At 60.0% G+C, this 8,813-nt stretch carries 1 protein-coding gene; it reads right to left on the bottom strand.

Features of this window, described 5'->3' with window-relative positions; genetic code table 11:
* The coding region (locus ET33_RS34555) for a non-ribosomal peptide synthetase (protein ID WP_152570757.1) at window positions 1-8,674 on the bottom strand (8,674 nt) is incomplete at its 3' end.
* Window positions 8,675-8,813: the final 139 nt, after the last annotated feature.

The following is an 8,813-nucleotide window of genomic DNA, read 5'->3' as shown; positions in this document are numbered from 1 at the left end:
GATAGTCCGGGTCCAGCGGTACGTACGCGCCGCCCGCTTTCCACACGGCCAACACGGCGACGAGCAAGTCCGTCGAACGGTCGGCCAGAATGCCGACGATCGACTCGCGCCCGATCCCGCGCGCTTGCAGCGTCCGGGCCAGCCGGTTCGCGCGCTCGTTCAGCTCGCGGTACGTCAGCTGCTCTCCGGCATACACGACCGCCGTCTGCTCCGGCACAAGCTCCGCTTGCGCCTCGAAGCACGCGTGGAACGTTTGCTCCGGCGCGTAGCCTTTCTGTACGCCTGCGCTGCCGAAACTCTCCACCAGCATCGTCCACTCTTCCGGCGTAACCAGCTCCAGCTCGCTCACCTGCGCGTCCGGGTTACTTGTCGCCTGCTCCAGCACGCGCACGAGATGGCCCCGCATCCGGTCCAGCGTCGAACGATCGAACGCCAGCGCGTTGTATTCGAAGTGAATGCCCATGTCTTCGCCCGGCATCACCGTGATGTTAAACGCATAGTTCGTTTGTTCGGACATCGCGACGCCCGCAATCGCGAAGCTGTCCGCGCTGTCGCCTCCCATTTGCTCCATTTCCTGCTCGACCGGGAAGTTTTCGAACACGATGATATGGTTGACCAAATCCTGCTTCTGCTCGGTCAAAGCTTGAATCTCATAGAGCGGATACGTTTCGTAAGCGCGGGAAGCCAGCGCTTGCTCCTGCGTGCTCCGCAGCAATTCCGCAAACGTCGTTTCCGCTTCGCAGCGAATCCGCACCGGGATCGTGTTGATGAACAGCCCGATCATCCGGTCGACGCCCGGAATATCGTCCGGTCGCCCTGACACGACGCTGCCGAACACGACGTCCCCGTTGTTGTTGTACTTTTGCAGCACGACGCCCCAAGCCGCCTGCAGCAGCGTATTCATCGTCACCTGATGCCGCTTGGCCGTCCGGCGCATTTGCTCCGTCAGACGCTTGCCGAGCTGGAATGTCAGCTCCTCGGCCGCGTAGCCTTCCGCCTTGCGTTCCTGCGGCAGCAGCGTCTGATGCTCGAAACCTGCCAAATAGCCGCTCCAATAGCGGGCCGCTTCCTCGCCGTCCTGCCGCTCCAGCCATTCGAGATAGCGGCTGTACGGGACAACCGGAGCAAGCTCGGGCTCACGCTGCTCCAGCAGCGCGAAATACGTGTCGAACACTTCGCTTGCCACCAAAGCGAGGCACCAGCCATCCATCACAATATGATGGAAGCTCCAGACGAGGCGGTACGCCGCGTTCCCCGTTTGCAGCACGGAGATACGCATCAGCGCATCCTGAGCCAAATCGAAACTGCGGGCCTTATCCTTCTCAAGGAAAGCCGCGATATACGCCCGACGCTCCGCTTCTTCCATCCCGCGCAAATCCTCGTAATGGAAGCCAACCCTTTTCGTCCGGTAAACGACCTGCAAAGGCCGCTCATGCCAACCGCTGTAAAAATTCGTCCGGAAAATCTCGTGTCGTTCCGCGAGCCGCCCCAAACTTTGTTCGAACGCCGTCAAGTTGAAGCTTCCCGTCAGGTCGAACGTGGCTTGCTGGAAGTACGCTCCCGAGTCTGGCTCCATCAGGCTGTGGAACAGCATGCCGTTCTGCATCGGGGTGAGCGCGTACACGTTCTCCAGCTCCCCGGCGCTCCGGGTCCGTTCCGCAATCGCGTCCAGCTGTTCTAGCGTCAGCCCTTTGAACAGGACGTCGCTTGGCGTCAGTTCCGTACGCTCCTTGGTCACGCAATGATCGATCACTTCTTGCAGATTCGCCTTCAGCAGCCCGGCCAGTCGCTCCATCGTTTCCTTGCGGTATGCCTTGCCGTTATAGCGGATATCCAAAACAAGCGCGCCGTCGGTAACAATCCCGCCGAAATCCAGCGCATATTTCATCACCGTGCGTTCGCTGACGGCGGAACCGATCGAGTACGCAGACATCGCGACGTCGCCGCTTTGCAGGTCTTGATCGAACTGCCCCAGATAGTTAAAGCTGATCTGCGGTTCCGTCTCCCGAATACGAGCTTCCCGGGAACCGGACAAATGCTTCCAAATGCCGTAACCGATCCCCTTATGCGGAATTCGGCGCAGACCTTCCTTCACCCGTTTAATCCGCTGCGCTACGGACTCATCCTGTCCCATCTCCAGCACGACCGGGAATTGGCTCGTAAACCACCCAACGGTGCGCGAGATGTCAATATCGGGCAAAATCTCCTCACGGCCGTGTCCTTCCAGGTTGACCAGCACGCGCTCCATTCCGGTCCACTGGCGGATCGTCATACCCAGCGCCGTCAGCAGCAGGTCGTTCACTTCGGTGCCGTAAGCCCGGTGCGTTTGCTTCAAAAGCTGTTCCGTTTCCCGCTTCGTCAGCTGCACGGCTACCGTATCGCTGTCGCGAAGCATAAATGCGCCGTCATGCGCCGTGTCCTGAGGCAGCGGAGCATAGCCGGCCTCGGCGATTTGCCGCCAGTACGCCGACTCGCTTTCCATGGCCGGACCGGCTGCATACTGTGACAATTGCTCCGCCCACGTGCGGAACGAATCCGTTTTGTACGGCAAACGAATGGCTTGTCCGCCGGCGGCCTGCTCATAGCCTGTCGTCAGATCCTCGATCAAAATACGCCACGATACCCCGTCGACCACCAAATGATGAATGACGATCAGCAAATGATCTCCGTCGTCGCAGCGGAACAGCCCCAGCTTTACCAAAGGTCCGGCACTCAAATCGATGCCGCTTTGAATTTCGTTCGCTTTCGCTTCAATCGCCCCAGCGCAGTCCACCGTTCCCCTCAAGTCGACCACGCTCAGAGTATACAGTTCGCCTTCGCCCATACCGCGGTTCCACACCTCAAAATCGTGTTCCGCCTTGCGGAACACCGTGCGCAGGGCGTCATGATGCTCGACGACCTTCGTCATCGCCTGCCGAAGCGGCGTTTCGTCGAAGCCGCGCTCCCGGTGAATCATCACCGCCTGATTAAAATGATGTGGCTCCTCCTGGTTTTGCTCGAAGAACCAGTATTGAATCGGCGTCAGACTTACGGCTCCGCTGACCTCGCGCTGCTCCGCCTTTTTGTCGGCTGCGCGGAGCAGTGGGCTCAATTCGGCCACCGTCGCATACCGGAACAAATCTTTCATTTCGAGCTTATGCCCAAGTTGAAGCAGTCTGGAAGACACCTGGATCGCCTTGATCGAGTCGCCGCCCAGCTCGAAGAAATTGTCCAGCACCCCAACCGCTTCGACACCGAGCACGGCCTGCCACACCGAAGCCAGCGTCTGCTCCGCCGTTGTGCGGGGCGCCACATATTCCATACCGGTCTGGATGCTTCCTTCCGGTGCGGGCAGTGCTTTGCGGTCGATCTTGCCGTTGGCGTTCAGCGGCATCCGTTCCAGCTGCACGAAGTAGGACGGAATCATGTAGCTCGGCAGCTCCTGCGACAGCGCGCTTCTCAGCTCCGCCGCACTCCACTCCCGGTCCGCCGTGAAATAGGCGCACAGCTGCTTCTGGCCGAGCTCGTTCTCCCGCGCAACGACCACCGCTTCGCGCACGTCCGGCAAGCGCAGCACTTGCGTTTCCACCTCGCCCAGCTCGATCCGGTAGCCGCGGATTTTTACCTGATGGTCGATCCGCCCCAAATATTCGATATTCCCGTCCGGCATCCAGCGCACCAAGTCGCCGGTCCGGTACATCCGCTTGCCCGGCGCAAACGGATTCGGTACAAACTTCTCCTCCGTCAGCTCCGGCCGGTTCAAATAGCCCCGGGCCACGCCCTCGCCCGCGATGCACAGCTCTCCGGCCACGCCGATCGGCATCAAACGGGAAGCCGCGTCCATAATCCACGCCTGCACATTGCCGAGCGGCCGGCCGATCGGAACGCCCGCCAGCTCTGCGGTTTCCGGAGTGGTTGAATAATAGGTCGCGTAGATTGTCGCCTCCGTAGGACCATAAATATTTTCCAGTTTGGCGTTCGCCGATAAGCTGTAGTAGTCCTCGACCGCTTTGACCGGCAGCGCCTCTCCGGCGACAAATACATATTTCAAGGTCCGGATGCTGGAAACACCGGTTTCCTTCAGCGTATTGACCCATGCGCTGAACATCGACGGTACCAGATTCAAATGGGTGATTTGACTTCTCTCGATCGCTTCCGTGAGCGCAGCAGGGTCTTTTTCCAGCCCCTGTGGCAAAATGGCCAATGTTCCTTTTCCGAAATACCAGCCGAACAACTCGGTCACCGATACGTCGAACGTGAAGGTCGTTTTCAGCAAATACGTATCGTCCGCCCGCATTGGGTATTCCCGCTCCAGTTGGGTCAGCGTATGCACGACGGACCGGTGCTCGACCATAACCCCCTTCGGCTTGCCGGTCGACCCCGACGTGTAGATAACGTAGGCCAAATGACTCGGTCCCGCCGCAGGTTCCGGATTCGAAGCGTCTTCGCTATAAATCGCTGCGTCTTCAAGCACCAGCAGCTTCCCTGCAAAATCGGCGCGTTCCCGCAAACGGCTTTGTGTCAACAGCAGCTTGGCCCCCGAATCCTCCAGCATATAAGCGATGCGCTCCTGCGGGTATTCCGGATCGATCGGCACGTACGCCCCGCCGGCTTTCAGGATACCGAATATGCCGACGATCATTTCAAGCGAACGTTCGACCATAATTCCGACCGGCTGATCGGGCTGTACACCCTCCGCCCGCAGCGTATGCGCCAACCGGTTCGCTCTTTCGTTCAGTTCCCGGTACGTGAGCCGCTCGTCTTCGAACACGACTGCCACCTGGTCCGGCGTCCGCTCCGCCTGCGCTTCGAACAGCCCGTGAACGGTCTCGTCGCGGGGATAGTCCGCCGCCGTAGCGTTGAAGCCTTCGGCAATTTGCGCCCGCTCCGCTTCGGTAACCCATTCCAGCTCGTCCACGCGGATATGCGGGGCTGCCGCCACCTGCTCCAGCACGCGGGCGACATGACCGGCAATTTGCTCGATACCCGCCTTGTCGAACGCCATCGCGTTATAGCCGAAACGAATGGTGATCCGTTCGCCGGGGATTACGATGAAATTGAAATTGTAGTTCGTTTGCTCCGGCGTTTCGATGTTCGCAATCGCAAAAGCGTCCTGGCTTCCGCCGCCCAGCTGCCCGATCTGCTCGTCGATCGGATAGTTTTCGAACACCATGATATGGTGGATCAAATCGCGTTTCTGCCCGGTCCGCGCCTGAATCTCATACAGCGGGAACGTGTCGTAGACGCCGGAATTCAGCGCTTGCTCCTGCGTTCTGCGCATGACGTCGGCCACCGATTCCCCGGCGGCGCTGGTGATGCGAACCGGAATCGTATTGATGAACAGGCCGATCATCGATTCCACGCCCGGGATTTCCGCCGGACGGCCTGCCACGACGCTGCCGAACACGACATCGTCGCTGTTGTTGTATTTTTGCAGGATCAGGCCCCATACGGTCTGAATGAGCGTATTGACCGTCACCTGATGCTGTCTGGCCGCCTGTTCGACCCGTACGCTCAACTCCGGGCTGAACGTCCAGTCCAGATTTTGCAGGACGTAGCCTTCCGTCTTGTGCTGCGGCTTCTCTTGCGGCAGCAGCACCTGCTGCTCGTAGCCGGACAAGTAATCGTTCCAATAGCCGGCCGCCGCTTCGCGGTTCTGATTTTCCAGCCACTCGATAAACCGTCCGAACGACGTTACCGGCTCAAGCTCCGGCTGCCGCTGCTCGCGGAACGCAAAGTAGCTGCCGAACACTTCCTGAATCAAGAGAGACATGCACCAGCCGTCCATCAAAATATGATGGAAGCTCCAAACAAACCGGTACGTTTCTTCCCCGGTGCGCAGTACCGATACGCGCATCAGTGAGCCTTGGCTCAGGTCGAAGCCGCGGGCCTTGTCCGCGCTCGTAAAGGCATCGACGTACGCCTCGCGCTCCGCTTCCTCCATGCCGCGCAGGTCTTCATAAAGCAGCTCGCCCGCGCGTTCCCGGAATACGGTCTGGACCGGCTCGTCCTTCCAGCCGCTGATGAAATTGGTCCGCAGCGTCTCATGCCGCTGTACCAGCAAATCCAAACTTTTCCCGAAGGATACGACATCGAAGCCGCCCTTCAGATCGAACGTCGCCTGCTCAAAATAAGCTCCCGATTCCGCATCCATCAGGCTGTGGAACAGCATGCCCTTTTGCATCGGCGTCAGCGCATAGACGTTCTCCAGCTCGCCGACCGGCTGCGTAAGCTCCGCCAACCGCTCCAGCTCGTCCACCGTCACTCCTTTGAGCAGAACGTCGCTCGGCGTAAGCTCCGGCTGTTCTTTCGCCACGCAATGCGCGATCACTTCCCGCAAGCTGGCTTGCAGCAGTCCGCTGAGCCGCTCCACCGTTTCCCGGCGGTATTGGGTCGTACCGTAGCGGATCGTTAAAACAAGCTCGCCCTCCGACACGATTCCGTTCATATCCAGCGCAAAATCCATTGCCGCATTCCCGCTGGCTTCCGCCCCCACAAAATACCGGGATTGCTTCAGATCGTTGCTTTCGTAATCCTGATCGAACTGGCCGAGATAGTTGAAGCTGATTTCGGGCTCTACGGCAAATGCCATGCCCTTTTGCGGCGCGGACAAATACCGCAGGATGCCGTACCCGATCCCTTTGTTCGGAATGTGGCGAAGCCCTTCCTTCACCCGCTTGATCCGCTGTCCAACGGACTCGTCTTGTCCCAGCTCCAGTACAACCGGGAATTGGCTCGTAAACCAGCCCACGGTCCGCGAGACGTCCACATCCGGGATAATCTCTTCCCGTCCATGGCCCTCCAGGTTCACCGGCACCCGTTCCAGAGCCGACCATTCGCTTACAGCCATTCCCAGTGCCGTCAGCAGCAGGTCGTTCATTTCCGTGCGATATGCCCGGTGCGCCTGCTTGAGCAGTTGCTCCGTTTCCTCCACCGTCCAGCGTACCGTCACGACGTCGCTCTCTTTCAGCAGCGGTTTAGCCTCCGCGTTATCCTTCGGCAGCGGGGCATAGCTTCCTTGCTCGATCTGCTGCCAGTACGCCCGTTCCTGCTCCATCGCCGGGCTGCTCGCATAGCGCGACAATTGTTCTGCCCATGTCCGGAACGAATCCGTTTTGTGCGGCAGACGGATCGCTTCTCCGCGCAGCGTCTGCTCGTACCCTGTTGCAATGTCCTCGAACAAAATGCGCCACGACACCCCGTCGACCACCAGATGGTGGATCACGATCAGCAAATGGTCACCGTCCGCGCAGCGGAACAGCCCCAGCTTCATGAGCGGTCCGTGTTCAAGGTCGATGCTGCCTTGAATTTCCGTCGCTTTCGCCTCGATCGTTTCCGCGCAGTCCGCCATGGCGCTAAAGTCCAGCACTTCCAGGCCGAACAGCTCGCCTTCGTCCACGCTGCGGTTCCATGCCGCATAGCCGCTGCCGGTATTCTCCTGCAAACGGAACACCATGCGCAGCGCGTCGTGATGCTCGACGATCTTCTTCATCGTCACGCGCAGCGCCGCTTCGTCGAACCGTTCCTTGCGGTACAGCATGACCGACTGGTTACTGTGATGCGCGTCGGCCGGCTGCTGCCCGAAGAACCACCGCTGGATCGGCGTCAGCTCCACGTCTCCGGTTACGTATTCCTGGCTCGCCAGCTTGCCCGACGTTTGAAGATGCGGGCTCAGCGCCGCCACTGTCGGATATTGGAACAAGTCTTTCATCACCAGCTTGTAGCCGGCTTGCAGCAAACGCGAAGCAACCTGCAGCGCTTTGATCGAATCGCCGCCCAGCTCGAAGAAGTTGTCCAGGATGCCGACCTTCTCTACGCCCAGCACGGCCTGCCATACCGCCGCCAGCGTCTGCTCCGCCGCCGTCTTCGGCGCTGCATATGCCGCTCCCGCTCGCACCGCGCCTTCCGGCTCCGGCAGCGCTTTGCGGTCCACTTTGCCGTTCGGCGTCAGCGGCAAACGCTCCAGCCTCATCATCCGCGCCGGCACCATATGCGACGGCAGGCTTTGCTCCAGATACGCCTGCAGCTCCTCTACGCTTAGCGTTTCGTGCCCTGCCGCGTAGCCTGCCAAATGTTTTTGTCCCCGCTCGTCCGTCCGGTCGATCACCACTGCCTGCCTCACGCCCGCGAAGCGCAGCATCGCCGTTTCGATCTCGCCCAGCTCAATCCGGTAGCCGCGAATTTTCACTTGATGGTCGATCCGGCCGATGAAGTCCACGTTGCCGTCTTCCATCCACCGCGCCAGGTCGCCCGTACGGTACAATCGCTCGCCCGGCACGAACGGATTCGGCACGAATTTCTCCGCCGTCAGCTCCGGCCGGTTCAAATAGCCTCGCGCTACCCCGGCTCCGCCGATGCACAGCTCGCCCAGCACGCCTACCGGCACCGGATGCAGCTGCGCGTCCACGATGTAGAACCGCGCATTTAGCCACGCCTGCCCGATCGGCACGCTGCCCGTCTCCGGCAGCTTCGACAAAGGTTCGTCGTAGTAGCTCGAATCAATCGCCGCTTCCGTTACCCCGTATGCATTGATGATCCGCATGGACGACCCGAAACGCTCCTGCAGCACCCGGTAATCCGTTACGCTGCAGCTGTCCGAGCTCGTAATCAGCAGCTCCATCGAGCTAATGTCCAAGCCGTGATCCACAATATGCTGCATGAACGGCACAATCAGCGCCGGTGTCGATTCGAACACCGTAATGTCGTAATCCCGTATCCAGCCGTTATATCGAGTGGCTGGAGCGTCAGGACGGCGAGGAAGCGGCCCGCTATTGGAGCGGCTATTTGGCCGGCTTCGAGCATCAGACGCTGCTGCCGCAGGAGCGCAAGGCGGA

It is taken from the genome of Paenibacillus tyrphae (assembly GCF_000722545.1).
Taxonomy (GTDB): domain Bacteria; phylum Bacillota; class Bacilli; order Paenibacillales; family NBRC-103111; genus Paenibacillus_G; species Paenibacillus_G tyrfis.
The sequence above is the reverse complement of the archived record's forward strand: the minus strand, read 5'-3'. Positions and strand labels throughout refer to the sequence as shown.